21 protein-coding genes and 1 riboswitch are annotated in these 21,363 nt (G+C 58.3%); of the genes, 17 read left to right on the top strand and 4 right to left on the bottom strand.

Annotated elements, in window-relative coordinates; translation table 11 throughout:
• Positions 1-16 precede the first annotated feature (16 nt).
• Positions 17-838 (top strand): ABC transporter permease, encoded by an 822-nt coding sequence (locus AC2FJF_RS15890; protein WP_496726251.1) that lies wholly within the window; start codon positions 17-19, stop codon positions 836-838.
• On the opposite strand, the gene AC2FJF_RS15885 is transcribed toward AC2FJF_RS15890, so the two are convergent.
• Positions 835-1,437 carry an alpha-ketoglutarate-dependent dioxygenase AlkB family protein gene (locus AC2FJF_RS15885; RefSeq protein WP_496726250.1) on the bottom strand — a complete coding sequence of 201 codons (603 nt, stop codon included), beginning with the start codon at positions 1,435-1,437 and terminating at the stop codon, positions 835-837. The two genes, AC2FJF_RS15890 and AC2FJF_RS15885, sit on opposite strands and share 4 nt — an antisense overlap.
• Positions 1,438-1,650: 213 nt before the next feature.
• Between AC2FJF_RS15885 and dnaK the strand changes: the two genes are divergently transcribed.
• The 13 genes from dnaK to radC all read left to right on the top strand — a co-directional run bounded on the left by dnaK (position 1,651) and on the right by radC (position 13,221).
• Entirely contained in the window at positions 1,651-3,561 is a 1,911-nt protein-coding gene (dnaK, locus tag AC2FJF_RS15880; protein WP_496726249.1) for a molecular chaperone DnaK, read from the top strand.
• A 74-nt stretch (positions 3,562-3,635) separates the two neighbouring features.
• Positions 3,636-4,790: a molecular chaperone DnaJ gene (gene dnaJ, locus AC2FJF_RS15875; protein WP_496726248.1), complete on the top strand. Its 1,155-nt coding sequence runs from the start codon at positions 3,636-3,638 to the stop codon at positions 4,788-4,790.
• A 130-nt stretch (positions 4,791-4,920) separates the two neighbouring features.
• A riboswitch (TPP riboswitch) is annotated at positions 4,921-5,026 on the top strand.
• A 45-nt stretch (positions 5,027-5,071) separates the two neighbouring features.
• On the top strand, positions 5,072-5,875 hold the full coding sequence (gene thiD / locus AC2FJF_RS15870) for a bifunctional hydroxymethylpyrimidine kinase/phosphomethylpyrimidine kinase (protein WP_496726247.1): 804 nt from the start codon (positions 5,072-5,074) through the stop codon (positions 5,873-5,875).
• Positions 5,872-6,849 carry an FAD-dependent oxidoreductase gene (locus AC2FJF_RS15865; RefSeq protein ID WP_496726246.1) on the top strand — a complete coding sequence of 326 codons (978 nt, stop codon included), beginning with the start codon at positions 5,872-5,874 and terminating at the stop codon, positions 6,847-6,849. Before thiD ends, AC2FJF_RS15865 begins: the two co-directional genes overlap by 4 nt.
• Complete coding sequence (gene thiS / locus AC2FJF_RS15860; protein ID WP_496726245.1) at positions 6,833-7,027, top strand: sulfur carrier protein ThiS; 195 nt, start codon at positions 6,833-6,835, stop codon at positions 7,025-7,027. The genes AC2FJF_RS15865 and thiS overlap by 17 nt, the downstream gene beginning before the upstream one ends.
• A gap of 3 nt (positions 7,028-7,030) precedes the next feature.
• On the top strand, positions 7,031-7,795 hold the full coding sequence (locus AC2FJF_RS15855) for a thiazole synthase (protein WP_496726244.1): 765 nt from the start codon (positions 7,031-7,033) through the stop codon (positions 7,793-7,795).
• Positions 7,792-8,388, top strand: coding sequence for a thiamine phosphate synthase (locus tag AC2FJF_RS15850; protein WP_496726243.1), 597 nt, complete (start codon positions 7,792-7,794; stop codon positions 8,386-8,388). Before AC2FJF_RS15855 ends, AC2FJF_RS15850 begins: the two co-directional genes overlap by 4 nt.
• Entirely contained in the window at positions 8,385-9,347 is a 963-nt protein-coding gene (locus AC2FJF_RS15845; RefSeq protein WP_496726242.1) for a HesA/MoeB/ThiF family protein, read from the top strand. The genes AC2FJF_RS15850 and AC2FJF_RS15845 overlap by 4 nt, the downstream gene beginning before the upstream one ends.
• A gap of 20 nt (positions 9,348-9,367) precedes the next feature.
• Positions 9,368-10,303 carry an ABC transporter substrate-binding protein gene (locus tag AC2FJF_RS15840; RefSeq protein ID WP_496726241.1) on the top strand — a complete coding sequence of 312 codons (936 nt, stop codon included), beginning with the start codon at positions 9,368-9,370 and terminating at the stop codon, positions 10,301-10,303.
• A complete protein-coding gene (locus AC2FJF_RS15835) occupies positions 10,300-10,974 on the top strand; it encodes a TenA family protein (RefSeq protein WP_496726240.1) in 675 nt (224 codons plus the stop codon). The genes AC2FJF_RS15840 and AC2FJF_RS15835 overlap by 4 nt, the downstream gene beginning before the upstream one ends.
• A complete protein-coding gene (locus AC2FJF_RS15830) occupies positions 10,971-11,699 on the top strand; it encodes an ABC transporter ATP-binding protein (protein WP_496726239.1) in 729 nt (242 codons plus the stop codon). The genes AC2FJF_RS15835 and AC2FJF_RS15830 overlap by 4 nt, the downstream gene beginning before the upstream one ends.
• A complete protein-coding gene (locus AC2FJF_RS15825) occupies positions 11,696-12,430 on the top strand; it encodes an ABC transporter permease (RefSeq protein WP_496726238.1) in 735 nt (244 codons plus the stop codon). Before AC2FJF_RS15830 ends, AC2FJF_RS15825 begins: the two co-directional genes overlap by 4 nt.
• Positions 12,431-12,465: 35 nt before the next feature.
• The gene (radC, locus tag AC2FJF_RS15820; protein ID WP_496726237.1) at positions 12,466-13,221 is read left to right on the top strand and encodes a RadC family protein; all 756 of its coding nucleotides are present in this window, start codon (positions 12,466-12,468) and stop codon (positions 13,219-13,221) included.
• Between the two features lie 3 nt (positions 13,222-13,224).
• On the opposite strand, the gene AC2FJF_RS15815 is transcribed toward radC, so the two are convergent.
• The 3 genes from AC2FJF_RS15815 to secA all read right to left on the bottom strand — a co-directional run bounded on the left by AC2FJF_RS15815 (position 13,225) and on the right by secA (position 18,550).
• Positions 13,225-14,781 carry a phosphate ABC transporter substrate-binding/OmpA family protein gene (locus AC2FJF_RS15815; protein WP_496726236.1) on the bottom strand — a complete coding sequence of 519 codons (1,557 nt, stop codon included), beginning with the start codon at positions 14,779-14,781 and terminating at the stop codon, positions 13,225-13,227.
• Between the two features lie 24 nt (positions 14,782-14,805).
• Positions 14,806-15,732 carry a hypothetical protein gene (locus AC2FJF_RS15810; protein WP_496726234.1) on the bottom strand — a complete coding sequence of 309 codons (927 nt, stop codon included), beginning with the start codon at positions 15,730-15,732 and terminating at the stop codon, positions 14,806-14,808.
• A 100-nt stretch (positions 15,733-15,832) separates the two neighbouring features.
• Positions 15,833-18,550, bottom strand: coding sequence for a preprotein translocase subunit SecA (gene secA / locus AC2FJF_RS15805; RefSeq protein WP_496726233.1), 2,718 nt, complete (start codon positions 18,548-18,550; stop codon positions 15,833-15,835).
• A gap of 176 nt (positions 18,551-18,726) precedes the next feature.
• On the opposite strand from secA, the gene AC2FJF_RS15800 reads away from it, so the two are divergent.
• Genes AC2FJF_RS15800 through mutT form a run of 3 tightly spaced genes read left to right on the top strand, consistent with a single transcriptional unit; the run spans position 18,727 to position 21,202 of the window.
• Positions 18,727-19,575, top strand: a complete 849-nt coding sequence (locus AC2FJF_RS15800; protein WP_496726232.1) for a peptidylprolyl isomerase — start codon at positions 18,727-18,729, stop codon at positions 19,573-19,575.
• Positions 19,576-19,580: 5 nt separating this feature from the next.
• Positions 19,581-20,807 carry a bifunctional glutamate N-acetyltransferase/amino-acid acetyltransferase ArgJ gene (gene argJ, locus AC2FJF_RS15795; RefSeq protein WP_496726231.1) on the top strand — a complete coding sequence of 409 codons (1,227 nt, stop codon included), beginning with the start codon at positions 19,581-19,583 and terminating at the stop codon, positions 20,805-20,807.
• Complete coding sequence (mutT, locus tag AC2FJF_RS15790) at positions 20,804-21,202, top strand: 8-oxo-dGTP diphosphatase MutT (protein ID WP_058279219.1); 399 nt, start codon at positions 20,804-20,806, stop codon at positions 21,200-21,202. The genes argJ and mutT overlap by 4 nt, the downstream gene beginning before the upstream one ends.
• Positions 21,203-21,363: the final 161 nt, after the last annotated feature.

The following is a 21,363-nucleotide window of genomic DNA, read 5'->3' as shown; positions in this document are numbered from 1 at the left end:
GGAAAGAGTGCACTGAGTGTTTTATTTTAAGCGGAATCAGACGCTTCTGGGCGGCGCTTTCACGACTTCCGAGCTTATCTTCCATGCGGTGGCGCATGGAATACGGTCCAAACACTCGAATGCTGTGATCGCGATCATTGTGAATATCTTGCAAATTCTCGCACTTGTGACCGTGTTTTACCTGATCATGTCGATGCTGGGCACGCGGGTCGCCAAGATCAGGGGTAACATTATCCTATTTCTGTTGTCAGGTGTCTTTCTGTTCCTGACCCATATCAAAGCCGTCTCGTCCGTCTCTGGCGTGGCAACAGGAAACAACCCGATGATGCTGCACTCTCCGATGAACATGATGGTTGCGCTGTTGGCAACCGCATTTGGGTCGCTTTACACGCAGTTGGTCTCGATCCTTGTGATCCTTTTCATCTACACTGTCGCAGTTGAGCCATTGGAGATCCAAGAACCGGGTGGCGCGTTCTATATGTTGATATTGGCCTGGTTTACCGGATGCGCGGTGGGCGTCGTGTTTATGGCAATCTCGCCATGGTTTCCCACCACCACGGGAATTCTCAGTACAATCTATCGACGTCTGAACATGATTTTTTCTGGTAAAATGGTTGTAGGGAACGCGCTGGGTGGCTTCATGCTGAGCTTCTTTGCCTGGAACCCGTTGTTTCACATAATCGACCAGTGCCGCGGCTTTGTCTTTCGCAATTACTTTCCGCGAAACACCAGTTGGGAATATGCGATTTGGGTTGGACTGGCCTTGTTGATGATTGGGTTGCTGGGTATCTTTTTCACCCGTCAGCATGTGTCAGCCAGTTGGGGCGCGCGCCGCTAGTTTGCGACCCGTAAGGTCAGGTTAATCCGTCCGCCTTTGGGCAACAGCTTGGATGAACCGAAACGGATGCGGTCTACCCCGTGATAGGTCAGGCGGGCGGGGCCGCCCATGACTACGACGTCGCCGGAGTTCAGCCAGATCGACTCGGTCTTGCCGCCGCGGGTTTCGTTTCCGATGCGAAAAAGGGCATCGTCGCCCAGCGATATCGACAGGACCGGCCATGAAAAATCTGCCTCGTCCTTGTCTTGATGCAGCCCCATGCGCGCACCTTCGCCGTAATAGTTGATCAGACAGCAATCCGGATCGCGTTGGGTGCTGGCAAGCTTGCGCCATATGCTCAGTATCGTATCGGGAATGTCGGGCCACACTGTTCCTTTAGGGTGCTGCGCCTGATATCGGTAGCCCCCTTTGTCAGTGACCCAGCCAAGCGCCCCGGCCGAGGTCATACGCACCGACATTTCCTTGCCCGAAGGCGTAACCGGCCGGAACAGCGGCGCAGATTTCAGAATCGGGCGCAACGCCTCAATCAGTTGCGTTTGTGCCGCAACGTCCAGATAGGTTTTTCTGATGTCAAATCCGCGCAAAAGCAGCCGCGCCATTGAAGATTCCCCAATCCTTGCCAAAACCTTGCCAAAAAGGCCGCAGATTCCCGAAAACCTGCCTTTTACACCGCTTGCAGGCCTCTGATCTCGCCCTTATATACGCCGGGACGCGCGATGGTGTAGTGCTGTTCGTGCAAACCAGATCGGGGCCGGATGCCATAACGGGTCCGGACCTCGAGACATCGCCTTGAAGAGAAAGGGATTGAACATATGGGAAAAGTAATCGGTATTGACCTCGGGACCACCAACTCGTGTGTGGCCATCATGGACGGCTCTCAGCCGAAGGTCATCGAAAACGCAGAAGGGGCGCGGACCACGCCCTCGATCGTCGCCTTCACCGAAGATGAGCGTCTGGTCGGTCAGCCTGCAAAACGTCAGGCGGTCACCAACCCCGACAACACGATCTTTGGCGTCAAGCGTCTGATCGGTCGTCGTGTGGATGATGCAGAAGTCCAGAAGGACAAGAAAATGGTGCCGTACGCCATCGTGGATGGCGGCAACGGTGACGCGTGGGTGGAAGCCCGCGGTGAAAAATACTCCCCAAGCCAGATTTCGGCCTTCACTCTGGGCAAGATGAAGGAAACTGCCGAGAGCTATCTGGGTGAAGAAGTCACGCAGGCGGTCATCACCGTTCCCGCGTATTTCAATGACGCACAGCGTCAGGCCACCAAAGACGCAGGCAAAATCGCCGGTCTGGAAGTGCTGCGGATCATCAACGAACCGACAGCCGCCGCGCTGGCCTATGGCCTGGACAAAGAAGAAACCCAAACCATCGCGGTTTATGACCTTGGTGGTGGTACGTTCGACGTGACCATTCTGGAAATCGACGACGGGCTGTTCGAGGTCAAATCGACCAATGGTGACACCTTCCTGGGTGGTGAAGACTTTGACATGCGCATCGTCAACTACCTGGCGGACGAGTTCAAAAAGGAACACGGTGTCGACCTGTCGCAAGACAAGATGGCCCTTCAGCGCCTGAAAGAAGCTGCTGAAAAAGCCAAGATCGAGCTGTCCTCGACCTCGCAGACCGAAATTAACCAGCCGTTCATCTCGATGGGCGCTAATGGTCAGCCGCTGCACATGGTCATGAAACTGACCCGTGCCAAGCTGGAATCGCTGGTTGGCGACCTGATCAAGAAGTCGATGAAACCCTGTCAGGCCGCATTGAAAGACGCCGGTTTGTCGGCGGGCGACATTGACGAGGTTGTTCTGGTCGGTGGTATGACCCGCATGCCGAAGGTGATCGAAGAGGTCACCAAATTCTTCGGTAAAGAGCCACACAAAGGTGTGAACCCGGACGAAGTTGTTGCCATGGGTGCCGCCATTCAGGCCGGTGTTCTGCAAGGCGACGTCAAAGATGTGGTTCTGCTGGACGTGACCCCGCTGAGCTTGGGCATCGAGACGCTGGGTGGCGTGTTCACCCGTCTGATCGACCGCAACACCACGATCCCGACGAAAAAGTCTCAGGTCTTCTCGACTGCTGAGGACAACCAGAACGCCGTGACCATCCGCTGTTTCCAAGGTGAGCGGGAAATGGCTGCGGACAACAAGATCCTGGGTCAGTTCAATCTTGAAGATATCCCGCCCGCACCGCGTGGCATGCCTCAGATCGAGGTGACTTTTGACATCGACGCCAACGGCATTGTCTCGGTTTCGGCCAAAGACAAAGGCACCGGCAAAGAGCAGAAGATCACCATCCAGGCATCGGGCGGTCTGTCCGACGAGGATATCGACAAGATGGTCAAGGACGCCGAAGAGAACGCGGAAGCTGACAAGGAACGCCGCGAACTGGTCGACGCCAAGAACCAGGCGGAAAGCCTTATCCATTCGACCGAAAAGTCAATGGAAGAGCATGCCGACAAGGTTGACCCGACCACCATCGAAGCCATCGAGCTGGCGATTGCCGCGCTGAAGGACGAGCTGGAAACTGAGAACGCCGAAAAGATCAAGTCCGGCATTCAGAACGTGACCGAAGCGGCCATGAAGCTGGGCGAAGCCATCTACAAGGCACAGTCCGAGGAAGCCGAGGATGAGCCTGCGGCAGCTGATGAAGCTCCGGCTGGTGATGACGACATCGTCGATGCCGAGTTCGAAGATCTGGACAACGACAAGCGTAACTAACGGGTAACCGGGCCAATTCGGGCCGGTCCGGTTGCCGGGCCGGCCCGATTACGTTGAGGCAGAAGGAAATACTGATGTCCAAACGCGACTATTACGAAGTGCTCGGCGTGTCCAAGGGCGCTTCGGCGGATGAGATCAAGAAAGGCTTTCGCAAGAAGGCCAAAGAACTGCATCCAGATCGCAATAAGGACAATCCCGACGCAGAAGCGCAGTTCAAAGAGGCGAATGAGGCCTATGACGTCCTGCGCGACGGCGACAAAAAAGCGGCTTACGACCGCTTTGGCCACGCTGCTTTCGAAAATGGCATGGGCGGCGGTGGCCGACCCGGCGGCGGATTTGGCGGGCAGGGCGACTTCTCCAGCGCATTCTCGGATGTGTTTGATGACCTGTTCGGCGACTTCATGGGCGGTCAGCGCGGTGCAACTAGCGGTGGCCGGCGTGCCGCGCGCGGCTCGGACCTGCGCTATAACCTGAGGGTGACGTTGGAAGAGGCGTTCTCGGGGCTGCAAAAGACGATTAGCGTACCTGCCGCCGTGGCCTGTTCTGCCTGTGACGGATCAGGTGCGGAAGGTGGGGTGGAGCCCACAACCTGCCCGACCTGTTCCGGTATGGGAAAAGTTCGGGCGCAGCAGGGTTTTTTCACAGTCGAACGGTCCTGCCCGACCTGTTCGGGTCTGGGTCAGATCATCAAGAATCCTTGTAAATCCTGCGGAGGCGCCGGGCGCGTTGAAAAAGAGCGTGCTCTGTCGGTCAACATTCCGGCCGGTGTCGAAACCGGCACCCGCATTCGTCTTGCCGGTGAAGGTGAGGCCGGGATGCGCGGTGGCCCTCCGGGCGACCTGTATATTTTTGTCGAAGTTTCGGACCACAAGCTGTTCGAGCGCGACAGCGTAAACCTGTATTGCCGCGTTCCGGTCAGCATGGGGAAAGCCGCGCTGGGTGGTTCGATCGAAGTACCCACAATCGACGGTGGCCGTGGCCGTGTACAAATCCCGGCGGGCAGCCAGTCAGGCCGTCAGATGCGATTGCGCGGTAAGGGCATGCCCGCCCTTCGCGGCGGTGGAATTGGCGATATGTTCATTGAACTGGCGGTGGAAACCCCGGTCAATTTGACCAGCCGCCAGAAAGAGCTGCTACGCGAGTTTGACGATCTGGGCGAAGACAACCACCCGGAATCAAAAAGCTTCTTCTCATCCGTCAAATCTTTCTGGGACGGCATGAAGGGCTGAACCAGCACTTCGTAAACTTCTGTCGCAAGCCGGCCCATCGAGGCCGGCTTTTGCATTTGATAAGTCCAGTTTGACCGTGATCTGCCCCAAAATTGGCCCTTGATTCTCCCGCCATCCCCTGAGAGTGTCGCCCCAACCGTTGGGGTGCCCTGCTTGGGGGCTGAGAGGCGTGAACGCGCTAACCCATCGAACCTGATCCGGGCAATACCGGCGTAGGGAACGGTCTTATAGTGCTTAGACGTTTTCCATGCCCGTTGCCCATTTTGAACCGGAGCAACGACATGGCACCCATTGCCTTAACAATCGCAGGATCTGACAGCGGCGGAGGGGCTGGAATTCAGGCTGACCTCAAGGCCATGTCGGCGCTTGGCGTCTACGGTGCCAGTGTGATTACCGCAGTGACGGCGCAGAATACTCGCGCAGTTACGGCGGTGCATGGTATCCCTCTGGACGTCATTGCAGCCCAGATCGAGGCTGTTCTGACCGACCTGGATGTTGGCGCGATCAAGATTGGAATGCTGGCGACCCCTCAGATCATCCAGTGTGTCGAAGACAGTATCGCGGATTTTGACGGGCCGGTGGTTCTGGATCCGGTCATGATTGCCAAATCCGGCGATGCGTTGCTGGCGGAAGAAGCCGTGCAAACCCTGCGCGAGGTGTTGCTGCCGCGCGCGACCGTGTTGACACCAAACCTGCCAGAAGCAGCCTGTTTGCTGGGCGCTGAACCAGCGGACAGCCTCGAACAGATGATCACACAAGGGCGCGAGTTATGCGCATTGGGTGCAAGTGCGGTCCTGATGAAGGGCGGTCATGGGAAAGGCGACATCTGCCACGACTTACTGGTCTCAGATTTTGGCGTGATGGACCAATTTCAAGCGCCGCGCCGACAGACAAGCAACACCCACGGAACGGGGTGCACGCTGTCCTCATCCATAGCGGCCGGATTGGCCAAGGATCTTTCGCTGCCCCAGGCCGTTGCGCAAGCACATGACTATCTGCAGGGCGCCATCGCTCAGGCCGATGCTTTGAACATCGGGCAAGGTCACGGGCCTGTTCATCACTTCCATCAGGTTTGGTCCGCGTGACCGTCTGGTCGATCATAGGGGCAGGCGTGGCCGGGTTGGCCGTTGCTTCCGAACTTGTCGCGCGCGGGGCCAAGGTTCAGGTGTTTGATCCCGGTGGTGCACCGGGGCCGCATGGCTGTTCCTGGTGGGCGGGCGGAATGTTGGCACCTTGGTGCGAGTATGAAAACGCCGAAGAACCTGTCCTGCGTCTGGGGCAATTGGCAATCGACTGGTGGGCCAAGCGCACTCAGGTCCACAGGCGCGGCACATTGGTTGTCGCTAACCCACGAGACCTGCCGGATCTGCGTCGTTTCGCCCGCAGAACGGAGGGGTTTTCTGAAGTTGATGACAGAGAAATAACCTTATTAGAGCCTGATCTGTATGGTTTCAAAAAAGGTCTCTACTTTGCTGCGGAAGCCCATTTGGATCCGCGTCAGGCCTTGCTGGATCTGTCGCACCAGCTTCAGGATCACGGTGTTGAATTCCATCATGCGTGCGCTCCGACGGGATTGGACAACGCCATTGATTGCAGAGGTCTGCACGCGCGCGAATACCTGCAGGACTTGCGCGGCGTGAAGGGTGAGATGCTGGTGATACGGTGCCCAGACGTGACACTGACCCGGCCTATACGCCTGCTTCATCCACGCGTGCCGCTGTATATCGTTCCACGCGGCGACGGCGTCTACATGCTGGGCGCGACAATGATCGAATCCGAGGATAGCAGCCGAATTACCGCACGCTCGATGCTTGAGTTGCTGAGCGCAGCCTACGCCCTGAACCCCGCCTTTGGTGAGGCTGAAGTGTTGGAAACCGGCGTCGATCTGCGCCCCGCTTTCCCCGACAACCTGCCGCGTATTCGGCGGCTAGGACCGACAATCTACGCCAACGGCCTCTACCGCCACGGCTACCTGCTGGCCCCTGCACTGGCCAAGGGCGTGGCTGACCTGGCGTTGGACACCAAACATTCGGAGATGGTTGATGAAGATCGTACTTAACGGCGAGATGCGCGATGTGCACGCCGGAACTCTTGCCGATCTTTTGCAGGAATGTGGGTTTTCGGGCCGGGTGGCGACGGCTGTGAACGAGGGTTTTGTGCCCTCGAGCCTGCGCAAGGCCCGTAAAATCAAGGATGGCGATCGGATCGAAGTCGTCGCCCCGATGCAGGGGGGCTGAGCGATGAAGACTTTCTACGGCACATCACTGCCGAACCCGCTGATGCTGGGCACCGCGCAATATCCAAGCCCCGCAATCTTGGAACAGGCATTTCGGGACAGCGGGGCCGGGGTGGTCACCGTATCTTTGCGACGCGAAGCAGGCGCAGGACAAACCTTTTGGCAGATGATCCGCGATCTGAGCGTCCTTATCCTGCCCAACACAGCAGGTTGCCATACGGTGAAAGAGGCTGTGACCACCGCTCATATGGCGCGTGAGGTGTTTGACACCAAATGGATCAAGCTGGAACTGATCGGACATACCGACAGCCTCCAGCCTGATGTGTTCCAACTGGTCGAGGCCGCGCGAACCCTGAGCGAAGACGGGTTCGAGGTTTTTCCCTATACCACGGACGACCTGATCGTGGGTGAGCGACTGTTGGCGGCAGGGTGTGAGGTTCTGATGCCATGGGGCGCTCCGATAGGCTCGGGCCGTGGTTTGAACAACGAATACGCCTTGCGCGCAATGCGGGCTGAGTTTCCCGAAGTACCACTGGTGATTGACGCAGGTATCGGCCTGCCCAGCCACGCCGCTCATGCGATGGAACTTGGGTATGATGCCGTTCTGCTGAACACTGCGGTGGCACGGGCCGGTGATCCCGCAGCAATGGCCAAGGCGATGAAGCTGGCCATCGAGGCCGGGCGATTGGCCTATAAGGCTGACCCGATCGAAGCGCGCGATATGGCCGAACCCTCGACCCCCGTTATTGGAAAGGCGTTTTTGTCATGACCCTCGACCGGTTTTATCCAATCTTCGACCATTCGGACTGGCTGCGCCGGACGCTGCCTCTGGGCGTGAAACTGGTGCAGTTGCGGATCAAGGACCAACCGGATGCGGTCGTGCGTGAACAGATAGCGGTTTCGCGGGATCTGTGCTGTACGCATGGCGCTGTTCTGGTGGTGAATGACTATTGGCAAGCGGCCATCGACGCTGGCTGCGACTGGATACATCTGGGGCAAGAAGATCTGGATGATGCGGATCTGAAGGCGATCCAACGCGCAGGACTTAAACTGGGTGTCTCGACCCATGACGATGACGAGCTTGAGCGTGTTTTGGCCATGAGCCCCGACTATGTTGCGCTTGGGCCGGTCTACCCAACGATCCTGAAAAAGATGAAATGGAAACAACAGGGCCTGCCGCGTGTCACTGAATGGAAAGCGCGCGTGGGGGAAGTCCCTTTGGTCGGTATTGGCGGGATGAGTGTCGAGCGCGCGCCGGGGGTGTTGCATGCCGGGGCGGACATTGTCTCAGTCGTGACAGACATCACGTTGAATGCAGACCCAGAAGCCCGCGTACGTGCGTGGATTGAGGTCACCAGATGAGCCGCTACGCCCGTCAGATGATCCTGCCGGAGGTCGGCGCCCGTGGACAGGCCCGCCTGTCCGACGCGCGGGTTCTTGTGGTGGGGGCCGGGGGCCTGGCTGCACCGGTTTTGCCTTTGCTGGCTGGTGCTGGGGTTGGATATTTGACCATCGTAGACCCCGATGAAGTCGCCCTGTCGAACCTCCCTCGCCAGATCTTGTTCGGCGAGGGGGACTGTGGCCGCCCCAAAACCGAAGTCGCAGCTGAGCGGTGTCAGGCCTTAAACTCTGAAATTACGATTTCCACGAAAAATCAGGCTCTAACTAGCTTAAATTCGCAACGACTTGCCTCACAAGTCGATGTCATCCTCGATTGCGCAGACAGTTATGCGGCAAGCTATACGCTGTCGGATACGTGTCACTCGCTGGGCAAGCCGTTGATAAGCGCCTCGGTCCTGGGGTTGTCCGGCTATGTCGGCGGTTTCTGCGGTGGTGCCCCATCTTTGCGGGCGGTTTTTCCCGACGCGCCGGGCAGCGGTGCAAGCTGTGCCACCGCTGGTGTGTTGGGTCCGGTCGTCGGAATGATTGGCGCGATGCAAGCGCAAATGGCGTTGAGTGTCATTCTCGGGCTGGACCCTTCGCCACTTGGGCAGATGGTTCAGTTCAATGCTCGCACGATGCGCAGCACAACGTTCCGCGTTGACGATGCGCCTGAGCCCAGCCATCACTTCCCGTTTGTGTCGGCCGGCCAACTGACCACGGATGATTTGATCATCGAGTTGCGCAGCCCGGATGAGGCCCCTGAACCCATTCATCCCAACGCGCTCCGCGGTTCTCCTGAATTGATAGAATTAGAGCCTAACAATGGAGAAAGGCTGGCACTGTGCTGCGCCACTGGTCTGCGTGCGTGGCGTACTGCCGAAAAATTGCAACCGGATTGGCCGGGCGAGATCGTTCTCGTTGCGGCCTCAACCTCGTGAACGAAAAGGATACGCGAGATATGAAAAAGCTGATGACAGCAATTGCCCTGCTGGCCGCCGCGCCGGCCTGGGCCGAAGACAAGATGACCGTTCTGCTGGACTGGTTCGTTAACCCCGACCACGGGCCCATCATCGTGGCGCAAGAGAACGGATACTTTGCCGATGAGGGGCTGGAGATTGAGATTGTGCCACCCGCGGATCCATCGGCCCCTCCGCGTCTGGTTGCCGCCGGGCAAGCTGATCTGGCGGTGTCCTACCAGCCGCAACTTCACCTGCAAATCCATGAGGGCCTGCCGCTGAAGCGCGTCGGCACCTTGGTCGCGACGCCGTTGAACTGCCTGCTGGTGCTACAGGACGGTCCGATCAAAACGCTCGCCGACCTCAAGGGCAAAAAAATCGGCTTCTCGGTCGCGGGCGTGGAAGAGGCGGTGCTGGGCGCCATGCTGAACGCCCATGATGTCGCGCTGGATGATATTGAGATGGTCAACGTCAATTTTTCGCTGTCGCCATCGCTGATGACCGGTCAGGTGGATGCGGTGATCGGGGCCTTCCGGAACTTTGAGTTGAACCAGATGGATATCGAAGGCGTCGCGGGCCGCTGTTTCTACATCGAGGAAGAAGGCGTACCGTCTTATGACGAGCTGATCTATGTCGCCAATCCCGACACGATGAATGCGGATAAGGTCGCCCGCTTCCTGGCTGCAACCGAAAAGGCGACCCAGTTCATCGTCAACAACCCGGAAAAAAGCTGGGAAATCTTCGCCGCCACCTCACCCGAACTGCAGGATGAACTGAACGCGCGCGCATGGGTGGATACACTGCCCCGTTTCGCGCTGCGCCCGGCGGGTTTTGATGCGGGTCGCTATGCCCGTTTCGAAGCGTTTCTGAAAGACAGCGGCATGATCGACAGCATCAATCCGGTCAGCGACATTTCAGTGGATGTGACCGTGCAATGAGCGACTATGGCAAAGCATTTGCGCTTATGCGCGATGCCGCGCAGGGGCCATGGCGGGATTACACCTGCCACGCTTTTGTCGAAGGGATGAAGGACGGCTCGCTGCCGCGCGCGGCGTTTCTGCACTATCTGCGGCAAGACTATGTGTTCCTGATTCATTTCTCTCGTGCATGGGCGCTGGCGGTTGTGAAGTCGGAAACGCATGAGGAAATGCTGGCAGCCTCGCGCACCGTGAACGGGTTGATCAGCGAAGAGATGAAGCTGCATATCGGGATCTGCGAGGCCGAAAGCATCCCGCAGGACCAACTCTTTGCTACTCCGGAACGTGCCGAGAACCTGGCATATACGCGTTTCGTGCTTGAGGCTGGGTATAGCGGCGATCTGCTGGACCTGCTGGCGGCTTTGGTACCTTGTGTGATGGGCTATGGTGAGATTGGCACAAGACTAGCGGCTGAGGCGACGTCTGACACCTATCGCGATTGGATCGCCACCTATGCCAGCGATGACTACCAAGATGCCTGCGTGGCGGTTGGTGAATTGTTGGACATGGCTCTAACGAGGCGTATTGGCGAGGATTTCGAAGCATCCCCGCGTTGGACCCGGCTGTGCCACACCTTCGGTACCGCGACCGAGTTGGAGGTCAATTTCTGGCAAATGAGCCTGACCCCATGACCCTAGCCCCCGATCTAACCATCCGTGGTTCGGCCGCAATTGGCGACGCGTTATTGTTCGCGCCGTTGACCCTGACGCTAGAGGCCGGGCGGTGGACGTGTTTACTGGGTGGATCGGGGGTTGGCAAAACCACCATTCTGCGCCTGATTGCTAGCTTGGACACCGGCGCAGAGTTCACCGGTCAGATTACTGCAAGTGACGGGCAATCTGTGCCTGAACGGGTTGCATATATGGCGCAAGACGATTTGTTGCTGCCTTGGGCGACTGTGGCGCAGAACGTCCTGTTGGGTGCGCGGTTGCGCGGAGAAAAGCCAGATTTGCGCCGCCGTGATCAGCTGATCGAACGGATGCACCTGCAGGATCATATGACCAAGAAGCCCGGCGAACTCTCTGGTGGCCAACGTCAACGCGTGGCTCTGGCCCGCACGTTGATGGAAGATCGGCCCATCGTTCTTTTGGATGAGCCGTTCTCGGCGCTGGACGCCCGCACCCGCGCGGATATGCAGGACCTTGCGGCCGAAGCGTTACAGGACCGAACCGTTCTGCTGGTCACCCATGATCCGGGCGAGGCTGCCCGGTTAGGTCAATCCATTGTGGTCATGAGGCAGAATGGCATAACGCCCTGCCAACCCCCGCATGCACCAGCTCCGCGCAGCGTCGATGATCTGGAAACGCTCGAGACGCAGGGCACCTTACTGCGTACGCTTCGTGAGGACGCGGCATGAAATTGTTATCAGCTCTTGCTGCGACGCTATTTGCGCTGGTGATCTGGCAGGGGATCGTTTCCCTGACTGACCTGCCGAAATTCATTCTTCCCGGCCCGGCTTTGGTGGCCGAGACCTGGTGGCAGAACCGCGGGGTTATAGCGGAACACACTTGGGTTACCGCGGTCGAGGTCGTTATCGGCTTGGCTTGTGGAACGATTCTTGGCGTTTTGACAGCATTGCAATTGGCCAATTCCCGCGCCGCGCGGGTGCTGGTGCAGCCGATGCTGGTGTTTACGCAGGCGCTGCCGGTCTTTGCTTTGGCTCCTTTGCTAACCCTTTGGTTGGGTTATGGGCTGTGGTCTAAAGTCGCGATGGCGGTGTTGATCATCTATTTCCCGATCACCTCATCCTTCTTCGACGGGTTGATGCGGACCCCACCGGGATATCTTGATCTGGCACGCACCATGCAGGCCAGTTCGCGGGCGGTGTTGTGGCACATTCGCATTCCGGCAGCCTTGCCTTCGCTGGCGTCGGGCATGCGACTGGCGGCGGTCTATGCCCCGATCGGGGCAGTGATCGGCGAATGGGTCGGGTCGTCGCAGGGTCTGGGTTACCTGATGCTGCTGGCCAATGGCCGGGCAAAGACCGACCTTATGTTTGCTGCTATGCTGACTCTGGGGGTTTTTTCGATCCTGCTGCACCTGACCGTTCGACGGGCAACTGCAGGCATTGCGGGTGAGACGCGTTAACCATTCAGAAACCGATTCTGCGGCACGGTGGTCCCATGAATCAGGACGCCTTTACCGAAGCCCCGATGCTGTTTGAAACCGACGAAGCCCCCGTGCAGCCGCTGCCGACGGGTCGCTTGCCGTCGTATATCAAAGATCACCGCAAACGATTGCGCGAACGGTTTATGTCTGGTGGGTCGGCGGCAATGCCGGATTACGAATTGTTGGAACTTGCCCTGTTCCGCTCGATCCCACGGCAGGATGTCAAACCCCTGGCCCGAGCGCTGATGGATACGTTTGGCGACTTTAACCGCGTGCTGACCGCACCCGAAGAACGGCTGCGGCAAATCAAAGGCGTAGGCGATACGGTGATCACCGACCTGAAAATCCTTGAGGCGTGTGCACATCGGATGACCCGCGCGCGGGTCATGCAACGGCACGTCGTATCAGGCTGGGACGCATTGCTGGATTATTGCCATACGACGATGGCCCATCGCGAGACTGAGCAGTTTCGCGTATTCTACCTTGACCGAAAGAACGTTCTGATTGCGGATGAAGAACAGGCCAAAGGCACTGTCGACCACGTTCCCGTGTATCCGCGTGAGGTAGCCAAACGCGCGCTTGAGCTGAATGCCTCGGCGCTAATCTTGGTACACAATCACCCATCGGGCGATCCGACACCGTCGCAATCGGATATCGATATGACCAACCGAATTCAGGATGCCTGCGTCGCGCTGGGCCTGACGCTGCATGACCATCTGATTATTGGCAAATCGAATGAGTTGAGCTTTCGGTCCGAGGGCTATTTGTAAGGGTTACTGAACCCAGACCTCGACCCTGCGATTGACTTTGCGGCCCCAGTCCGTGTCATCACAGGCCATGGGCATTGCTTCGCCAAATGCGTCCACGGCGATCTCGACACTCTCCGGAATGGCTGTTTCTACCGCCGACAGCACTGCGTTGCGCACGGTCTTTGCCCGCAGCAATGCGATCCTTGCATTGGCTGTGGCCGAGCCTTCGCCGTCGCTAAAGCCCACAAAGGTCAGTTTACGAGCGTCGATGGTCCCGGTTTCGAGGGCGTGGGCCAACTGCCGGATGTTGGAACGTGACTGCGCGTCGGGTCTGGAGGAACCTGCCTCGAACCGGAACGACAGCGACAGGCGCGATTGCGGGCGCAGCGTGTCGATCATGCGCTGCAACTCTTCCAACCCAACCTCGGCACCACCTGAAACCACCGCATTGGCCAGACGATCACCTTGCAACCCGATCCGCATGGTTTCGGGTTCTTGATCCACAAATCCGGCATCGCGGATCGCCATCTGTGCCTCGGCGCTTTGCGAATAGGCCAGGAATTGCCGCGCAATGCGGGGCAGGCGGATTTCCGGCAGATACAGGAACATCGGCGATGTCAGCGGATAGTCTTCGGTCTTGATGGATTGCCGCGTGGCGGTCAGCGCGTGACCGCAACCGCCGGTCAAAGGCAGGCCCCGGGCAGGCCCGACCTCGGCATGGCTGGCGATACCGATGGCAAAGGGGTCATCAGCGACAGCGCGCACCAGATCGCTGCTACGGGTGTGACGTATTATTCCCTCGGCCAACGTTGACTGAGCAGGGGTCAGCAACCGATCCTCAACCCCTTGCGCCAAACCGGAACCGGCGTCTGGTAAGTGCAGGGAAACGGGCGCATCAGGTCCTCCTAATTCAGCCCAGTTTTGGATCTCGCCGGAAAACACGCGCACCAGTTCTGCTGGCGAAATTTGCCGCGCCGGGTTTTCCCGGGCCACAATTGGGACCAGCGCGTCCAGCGCGATGACCCGGGATCGCCTTGCATCTGCCAGATCACCCAGACCAGCGGTCTGCGCAGCCTCCTGTTCCGATGGGCGAATTTCACGCAATGCCATGACGATATCGGTCTCATCGGCGATCAGGTCCGCAAAGCCGCCACCTGTGTTGTTGGGGGCGAAATAGAACCGTCCCAAAGGAGCACCGCGCCCGGTCTGGTGAAGCTCATAGGTGAATGCGCCCGAATCCAAACGCTGCGGCGTCGCCGACATCCCCTCTTGCTGGGCGAAACCAACGATCAGGGCCGGCAGTACCTTTTCCGCCATGACGGAGGAACCGGAGAACCGAACCTCGGCCACGAAATCCGTAAGGTTGGGGCAGGCGGGTCCTTCGCAGGTAACACCCGACCCATCCACTGTCAGCTCACCGAACTGCGTATCCACGCGATAGAACTCGCCATCAAAGCTCAGCAGGTTGCCTGTGACCTCGACCTTGCCGTCTTGCGAGGTCAGCGTGATATCCTGTGCGTGTACATAGGGCGCCAGAGTCACCGAAATCAGTGTGGCCACTGCCACACGAAAAAATGTCATAAGAAAGTCGAGCCTGCCTGCGGTTTAATTTGCCGCGATTGTCAGGTCTTGGAGCAGATTATTCAATACCAGAAAATCACCGGCCCGCGTGCAATCCGGCATGGGCAGCGTCAAATCGCGCGACCGCAGGCGGCGATCGCCACGCAGCTCGAGTGATTGAACGGCCAAATCCCGGCCGCAATTTGCCTCGGTCACTTCGGCCTCGACCGTCAGTTCGATCGAACCGGTCTGGCTGGTTTCGCCTGCAGGGAAAGAATAGATTTCGATATTCTGCGCGTCGCCGAATGCCTGTTGTCCCAGATGTACGACTTTACCCGCACCTTTCGCGTCAGGGTCCGACGATACATGTCCCGCTGTGCCATAGCTGGCCCCAAATTCCAGCGCATGGATCTGCAGGTCTGTCTCACCCTGCCATTGCAGGGCGATGCGGTTGTAGTTGGCCAGGTCGGGGATGTGAGTGGTGGCTACGGTTCCGGTCTGATCATCTACTGAGATCAGAAAGATCGCATATTCCGACAGGGCCGGGATCGTCAGATCCAAAGCGCCGTTTTTGTCCGTTCGTTGGGTAACTGTTAGTCCGCTGTGATGGATTTCGATCCGTTCATTGCCGTGGCAGGGGGCTTTGACGGTCAGGCGCGCCGCAGCGCCGGGGACGGATTTTGCGCGGGCACTGAGAGTGCAGCTTTCCTGATCAGAGGGGGTCGATCGGGTGGGTTGCAGGGCGCGCCGGGATGCTTTGATGTCGGTGGTTGCATCAGCGGCCGGAAGCGAGGAGGTCAGAACAATTCCTTCCAGCCCGGCAATCACCGAGGACTGATTGGCGGCAGCCACAGTTACAGGAGCCTGCGCGCCATCCGATTGCGCTGGCGATCCATTTTGCATCAGGTAACCAATGGCTAAGGCACAAGCGACGGTGCCGCCAGTGGTCACGTAATTCTTTATTACAAACAAAACACCCTCCCCAGTTGAAGGAGCGAGTCGCATCCTGAAGTTGAATCACGGCCAATATGTGGCCGTGAAACGGACTCAATGTGTTTTGATCAAGGTGACGTTAGGTCAGCCGGCCGTGGCAGTGTTTGAATTTCTTGCCAGATCCACAAGGGCAGAGATCGTTGCGCGACGGGTTCCCCCAAGTCGAGGGATCGTCTTCGACAAAGCCAGGGCGCGCATCGCCTGAAGCCTGGGCTTCGGCCAGTGCTTCCGCCTTGTCGGTGGCTTGATCCACCGCCCGTTGTGCCTGAGCTTGCTGAGCTTGCATCTGGGCCAGCATTTCGCGCTGTTCCTCTTCGGTCAGCGGACGGACGCGCGACAATTGCTGAGTCACTGTTTCGCGCAGACTGTCCAGCATCCCTTCGAACAGCTGGAAGCTTTCGTTCTTGTATTCATTCAGCGGGTCGCGCTGGGCGTAACCGCGGAATCCAACGACCGAGCGCAGATGTTCCAGCGTCAGCAAGTGCTCGCGCCATTTGCTGTCGATCGTCTGCAGCAGAACCTGCTTTTCGATGTTGCGCATATTTTCGGGACCGAAGGCTGCCGCCTTTTGCGCCATCATCTCATCGGCAGCATTGACCAGACGCTCGCGCACCTGTTCATCATCGACGCCTTCCTCGGCGGCCCAGTCCTGTACTGGCGCGTCGATGGTCAGCTTTTCCTTGATTGCCGCGTGCAGGCCATCGGTATCCCACTGATCGGCATAGGTTTTTGGCGGCATGTATTCGTCGATCAAATCGTCAATCACCTGTTCGCGCATGTCCGAGACGATCTCGGACAGGTCATCGGTCGACATGATTTCGCGCCGCTGGCTGAACACCACTTTACGCTGGTCATTCATCACGTCGTCGAATTTCAGAACGTTCTTGCGCATGTCAAAGTTTCGGCCTTCGACCTTGGACTGTGCGCGTTCCAGCGACTTGTTCACCCAAGGATGAACAATTGCCTCGCCTTCTTTCATGCCCAGCGTAGTCAGAACCTTGTCGAGCCGTTCCGAGCCAAAGATGCGCATCAGGTCGTCTTCGAGGCTCAGGTAGAACACGGTGCGGCCCGGGTCACCCTGACGGCCCGAACGACCGCGCAGCTGGTTGTCGATCCGGCGGCTTTCGTGCCGTTCGGATGCCATGACGTAAAGACCACCGGCCGCCAGAACCTTTTCCTTTTCCTCGGCGTGGCGGGCCTCTTCCTTGGCGCGCAGCTCGGCAGGATCGGCCTCGGGGTTTTCGGCCAGCGCCTGAAGCACATTCATCTCGACATTGCCGCCCAGCTGAATGTCGGTGCCGCGACCAGCCATGTTGGTGGCAATGGTCACCGCACCATACCGGCCGGCATCGGCCACGATTTGTGCCTCTTGCTCGTGCTGGCGGGCGTTCAGAACGTTATGTTCGATGCCTTCCTTTTGCAGCAGCTGGCTTAGCAGTTCGGATTTCTCGATCGAGGTTGTGCCCAAAAGAACCGGCTGGCCCTTTTCCTGCGCTTCCTTGGTCTCGTCAATCATCGCGCCGTATTTCTCACCGGCGGTGCGATAGACCTGATCGTCTTCGTCAAGACGGGCAATCGGCCTGTTGGTCGGAACCTCGACCACACCGAGACCGTAGATTTCGGCGAATTCTTCGGCTTCGGTCAGCGCGGTGCCGGTCATGCCACCCAGCTTGTCATACAGACGGAAGTAGTTCTGGAAGGTCACACTGGCCAGCGTCACGTTTTCAGGCTGAATTTGGACGCCTTCCTTGGCTTCGATGGCCTGATGCAGACCTTCGGACAGACGGCGACCTGGCATCATCCGGCCAGTGAATTCGTCGATCAGAACGACGTTGCCGTCACGGACGATGTAGTCTTTGTCACGTGTAAACAGCTTGTGTGCGCGCAGACCCTGGTTGACGTGGTGTACCACCGTGGTGCTTTCGGGGTCATACAGAGAATGGCCTTCGGGGATCAGACCGTTGGCAATCAGCTGTTGTTCCAGGAACTCGTTGCCCTCATCGGTGAAGGTCACGTTCCGGGACTTTTCATCCAACGTAAAGTGATCATCGCTTAGCGAGGGGATCAGGGCGTCGATGCTGGTATACAGGTCCGAGCGGTCCTCGGACGGGCCCGAGATGATCAATGGCGTCCGCGCTTCGTCGATCAGGATCGAGTCGACCTCGTCCACAATCGCGAAATTGTGGTACTTTTGGTAAATCTGATCCAGCTCCGCCTTCATGTTATCGCGCAGATAATCAAAGCCCAACTCGTTGTTGGTGGCATAGGTGACGTCACAGGCGTAGGCAGCTTTTTTGTCGGCGTCCGGCTGACCCGACCAGATTACGCCGGTGGTCATACCAAGGGCTCCGAACACTTTACCCATCCACTCGGCGTCACGCTTGGCCAGGTATTCGTTCACCGTGACCACGTGTACGCCCTTGCCGGTCAGAGCGTTCAGATAGGCCGGGAAGGTGGCAACCAGCGTCTTGCCCTCACCGGTCTTCATCTCCGAGATATTGCCCTGATGCAGGAAGGCACCGCCCATCAACTGCACATCAAAGGCCCGCAGACCCAGCGCGCGCTTGGCGCCTTCGCGGACGTTTGCAAAGGCTTCGGGCAGCAGGTCGTCCAGCGCCTCACCATCCAGCGCACGCTTGCGCAGTTCGGCGGTCTTTTCGATCAGGCCCTCATCGGACAACTTTTCGAACTCAGGTTCCAGCGCATTGATCTTTTCGACCAGCGGACGGGTCGCCTTGATCTTGCGGTCGTTCGGTGTTCCGAACACCTTTTTGGCGAGCGTTCCGAGTCCCAGCATGTTCACTCCAGCGGATCTGTTCTTGTCTTGGTTGCGACAGGCTTGCCCACCTTGCTTGCAACCCATAGATACGGGGGATGAAAGGCGGCCCTGTCCAAGGCTTCAAAGCGATGTAAGCGGCAGGTCCCAGAGTGTCAACGCCACGCCCCGTCGCGGCAAAGAAATAGGATGATTCCATGCCCAAAGGCCTCACTTTTCTGCCATCGCTGGCTCTGGCTGCCGTGATGGCGATGCCGCTTGCCGCCGAAACCAAGCCGGACGCGGATACGGTTGTCGCCAATGTGAACGGGGATGAAATCACACTGGGTCACGTTATTGCATCTGTCGCGGCCCTGCCTCCGAATTACGCCGAGGTCGAAGATGATGTTCTGTACGAATTCGTCATCGAGCAATTGATCCAGCAGCAATTGCTGGCGCAGCAGCAGGACGATCTGAACCGGCTGAACCAGTTGGGATTGGAAAACGAAGGCCGTTCCATGCGGGCGGTGCAGACAGTAAATGCGTTGCTGGGCGATGTCGTGACCGAAGAGTCAATTCAGGCAGCCTATGACGCGGAATTCGGCAACTTCGAAGGCGAAGATGAGTTCGACGCCAGCCATATTCTTGTAGCCACCGAAGAAGAAGCCAAGGAAATTAAAACTCTGCTGGATGACGGCGGCGATTTTGCCGAAACGGCCAAGGAAAAGTCGACCGGCCCATCGGGTCCGAATGGCGGGTCATTGGGATGGTTTGGCAAGGGCCAGATGGTGCCGGAATTCGAAAACGCCGTTGTTGCGTTGGAAAAGGGTCAGATTTCGGATCCGGTGCAAACACAGTTCGGCTGGCACCTGATCATTCTCAACGACACGCGAAAATCCGAAGCGCCGGGGCTTGATGCCGTACGTGAACAGCTGGCCCAGTCCCTTCAGCAGGACGCGATTCAAGCCAAGATCGACGAGCTGACGCAGCAGTCGCAGATCGAACGTCCCGCTTTGGACGGTGTGGGCCCCGAGGTCATCCGTCAGATCGACCTGATTCAGGAGTAACTCCAGTGGCCGCGATCACCAAGGTTTCGCCGCTGGCTCCAGCGGCCTTCCCCGAACTGCCTGCGATTGACGGTGTGCGTTTTGCCACCGTCGAAGCTGGCGTGCGTTATCAGGGCCGTACCGACGTGATGTTGGCGGTTCTGGATCCGGGCACATCTGTGGCCGGGGTGTTCACCCGATCGGCCACACGCGCAGCCCCTGTGCTGGACTGTCAGGACAAGATCGGCGGGGCTAGCGATGGGCCTGCGGCGATATTAGTGAACTCGGGCAATGCCAATGCCTTTACCGGTCACTATGGCCAAACCTCGGTGGCCGAGGTGACGCATGCAGTGTCCAAAGCGACCGGCGTTGCAGTCGAACGCGTCTTCACCTCTTCCACCGGCGTGATTGGTGAGCCGCTGCCCCATGACCGCATCGTGGCACAGCTTGAGGCGTTGAAGGTGGGCCTCAGCCGTCATGCCATCGAGGATGCGGCGCGGGCGATCATGACCACGGATACCTTTCCAAAAGGGTCCAGTGTGCAGGTCGAGATTGACGGAAAAACAGTCTCTATTGCAGGGATTGCCAAGGGGTCAGGCATGATCGCGCCGGATATGGCGACGATGCTGGTCTACATCTTTACCGATGCACAGGTCGAACAGCCCGCCTTGCAGGCCATGCTGGGCGCGCAGACCGACCGGACATTCAACTGCATCACCGTGGACAGTGACACCTCGACCTCGGACAGCCTGTTGCTCTGTGCAACCGGGGCCTCGGGTGTGGACGCAACCGGCAATGCGGCGTTTGCCGAGGCACTGGAAGGCGTGATGCTTGACTTGGCGCAACAGGTGGTGCGCGACGGTGAAGGTGCTACGAAATTTGTGGAAATTCGTGTAACCGGTGCCGCGTCGGATACGGACGCCAAGGTGCATGGGCTGGCGATTGCCAACTCACCGCTGGTTAAAACGGCTATTGCTGGTGAAGACCCGAACTGGGGCCGGATCGTCATGGCTATCGGTAAATCCGGTGCCGCCGCTGACCGCGACCTGCTGAGCATTTCCTTCGGCGATATTCTGGTTGCCGAAAAGGGCTGGGTCAGCCCGGATTACCGTGAGGATGACGCCGCCGCCTATATGAAAGGTCAGGACCTTGTGATTGCGGTCGATCTTGGGCTGGGCGAAGGTAAATCCACCGTTTGGACCTGCGATCTGACCCACGGCTATATCGAGATTAACGCGGATTATCGCTCGTGAAGACTTTACTGGTGTCTGCTGTCGCCCTGATCGACATTGAGGGCCGGGTGCTACTGGCCCAACGACCTGAGGGTAAATCTATGGCCGGTCTCTGGGAATTCCCCGGTGGCAAAATCGAACCCGGCGAAACCCCCGAGGCCGCCCTGATCCGCGAATTGCACGAGGAACTGGGTATAGACACCTGGGCCTCATGCCTCGCCCCGCTGACCTTTGCCAGCCACAGCTATGACGATTTCCATCTGTTGATGCCGCTGTTTGCCTGCCGCAAGTGGGAGGGTATCCCGCAGTCTAAGGAAGGGCAGGCGCTTAAATGGGCGCGCGCGAATGAGTTGCGGAACTATCCGATGCCTGCGGCGGATGTGCCATTGATCCCGATTTTGCGAGATTGGTTATAGAGGCAGCCCGTTTGCGGGCCCACTTCGGTCTGAGAGGAACTAGTCTCGAATGCTCAAGCGTTTTACAATCCTAACAGGTGTCGTGCTTATAGCTTTGGTCGGTTACTTGCCATTCGAACTCGCAAAATGCGATGACATGATGAGGCAACATGGGCCAGTCT

The sequence above is a fragment of the Ruegeria sp. CDSB013 genome, assembly GCF_059611165.1.
The sequence above is the reverse complement of the archived record's forward strand: the minus strand, read 5'-3'. Positions and strand labels throughout refer to the sequence as shown.

Bases quoted from the DNA above. Each gene is read 5' to 3' on its own strand.
- AC2FJF_RS15885 (WP_496726250.1), bottom strand. From the start codon at position 1,437: ATGGCGCGGCTGCTTTTGCGCGGATTTGACATCAGAAAAACCTATCTG.
- dnaK (WP_496726249.1), top strand. From the start codon at position 1,651: ATGGGAAAAGTAATCGGTATTGACCTCGGGACCACCAACTCGTGTGTG.
- dnaJ (WP_496726248.1), top strand. From the start codon at position 3,636: ATGTCCAAACGCGACTATTACGAAGTGCTCGGCGTGTCCAAGGGCGCT.
- thiD (WP_496726247.1), top strand. From the start codon at position 5,072: ATGGCACCCATTGCCTTAACAATCGCAGGATCTGACAGCGGCGGAGGG.
- thiS (WP_496726245.1), top strand. From the start codon at position 6,833: ATGAAGATCGTACTTAACGGCGAGATGCGCGATGTGCACGCCGGAACT.
- AC2FJF_RS15855 (WP_496726244.1), top strand. From the start codon at position 7,031: ATGAAGACTTTCTACGGCACATCACTGCCGAACCCGCTGATGCTGGGC.
- AC2FJF_RS15850 (WP_496726243.1), top strand. From the start codon at position 7,792: ATGACCCTCGACCGGTTTTATCCAATCTTCGACCATTCGGACTGGCTG.
- AC2FJF_RS15845 (WP_496726242.1), top strand. From the start codon at position 8,385: ATGAGCCGCTACGCCCGTCAGATGATCCTGCCGGAGGTCGGCGCCCGT.
- AC2FJF_RS15840 (WP_496726241.1), top strand. From the start codon at position 9,368: ATGAAAAAGCTGATGACAGCAATTGCCCTGCTGGCCGCCGCGCCGGCC.
- AC2FJF_RS15835 (WP_496726240.1), top strand. From the start codon at position 10,300: ATGAGCGACTATGGCAAAGCATTTGCGCTTATGCGCGATGCCGCGCAG.
- AC2FJF_RS15830 (WP_496726239.1), top strand. From the start codon at position 10,971: ATGACCCTAGCCCCCGATCTAACCATCCGTGGTTCGGCCGCAATTGGC.
- AC2FJF_RS15825 (WP_496726238.1), top strand. From the start codon at position 11,696: ATGAAATTGTTATCAGCTCTTGCTGCGACGCTATTTGCGCTGGTGATC.
- radC (WP_496726237.1), top strand. From the start codon at position 12,466: ATGAATCAGGACGCCTTTACCGAAGCCCCGATGCTGTTTGAAACCGAC.
- AC2FJF_RS15815 (WP_496726236.1), bottom strand. From the start codon at position 14,781: ATGACATTTTTTCGTGTGGCAGTGGCCACACTGATTTCGGTGACTCTG.
- secA (WP_496726233.1), bottom strand. From the start codon at position 18,550: ATGCTGGGACTCGGAACGCTCGCCAAAAAGGTGTTCGGAACACCGAAC.
- AC2FJF_RS15800 (WP_496726232.1), top strand. From the start codon at position 18,727: ATGCCCAAAGGCCTCACTTTTCTGCCATCGCTGGCTCTGGCTGCCGTG.